Origin of the sequence: Candidatus Magnetaquicoccus inordinatus (assembly GCF_004217665.1) — a bacterium.
GTDB lineage: Bacteria > Pseudomonadota > Magnetococcia > Magnetococcales > Magnetaquicoccaceae > Magnetaquicoccus > Magnetaquicoccus inordinatus.
This window is the reverse complement of the sequence record NZ_RXIU01000479.1, coordinates 1-1,253: the sequence shown is the minus strand read 5'-3', so window position 1 is coordinate 1,253 and position 1,253 is coordinate 1. Positions and strand designations below refer to the sequence as shown.

At 55.1% G+C, this 1,253-nt stretch carries 1 protein-coding gene; it reads right to left on the bottom strand.

What is annotated here, in order from left to right; translation table 11 throughout:
• Window positions 1–1,137 (bottom strand): MFS transporter (locus tag EJP87_RS16675; protein ID WP_130472956.1); only part of this gene is annotated, 1,137 nt, incomplete at its 3' end.
• Window positions 1,138–1,253 lie beyond the last annotated feature (116 nt).

The window sequence follows — 1,253 nt, the reverse complement described above, 5'->3', positions numbered from 1 at the left end:
GGCTGCACCCACCGCCATCAGCAAAAACAGCGTGGGAGCACCCAGAGGTTCATACAGTTGTCCACACAACAACAGACCGCTGCCGGTTCCCAAACCAAAAGACAAGGCACCATACCATCCTTGGGCACGGGAACGACTGCTGCGCGGAGCCATCTCAAAGGTACGGTGTACGGCACCGATATGAAAAGCACCAAAGGTAAAGGCATGCAGAGGTTGACCGAGCAGCAACAGAGGCCATGCCGGGGGCAGAGAGTAGAGCAACCAACGCACAACCGCAATGGAGATGGCCACCTGCAACAGACGGGCTGTGCCAAAGCGGCTGAGCAGAGTGGCGGAGGCATGGAGCATGGCCACCTCTGCCAGCACCCCAATGGACCAGATCACACCGATAGCACCACGGGAAAAGCCGTTATCGGCCAGGTGCAGGGAGAGAAAACCATAATAGGCGCCATGGGAAAATTGCATCAAAAAGGTTGCCAGATAAAACCAGGCGACACCTGGCAGGGAAAAGAGCGCCTCCTTGTGCTGGCTGGGTTCACTGCTGGGCGCTTCATCGGCCGGCAAGCGCAAAGAGATAAGAGCACTGAGCATCAAAAACAGGGTAATGATCCAGGGCACCAGCTCCAGATTCAACAGATCAATCAGCGGTCCCAAGCCAATGGCCAGCACAATAAAACCCCAGGAGCCCCAGACACGAATGCGCCCATAATCAGTGGTCAAAAGCTCTTGTCGCTGCAGACGATTGACAGTCTCCAGGGTGGTTGCCTCCACCAGGGAGAGTTGGGTGTTTTGCATCAGGCTGAACAAGAGAACACCCAAAAGCAGAAGAGCAAAATGGTCGGCAAAAAAGAGCAGCAAAGAGGCGACAGCCGCGGTTGCAGAGGCCAATTGGATCACCCGTTGCCGAGAGCCTTGATCGGCCAAGCGTCCCAAAACAGGGGGGCCAAACAGTTTGACACTGGTTGCCAAAGAGGCAAGCAGACCGATGACGGCTGCCGAGTGGCCATGACTGTCCAGATAAAGTGGCCAATAGGGAATCCACACCCCCATCACCGCAAACAAAGCGGCATAAAATCCGCGCAATGCCCAAAGGGAGCGTTGCGCTGTTTCTGCATGAGAAGGGGGAAGGTTATTCAATGGTTTACTCTGAGAGCTTGTGAATAAATCGTCGCGCACAACTCCACGGACAAGGCGCAGGCGATTGAGTAACGATTGCTGTAACTATTCAGGTTTGTGCTGGCTCGCCAGCTCTA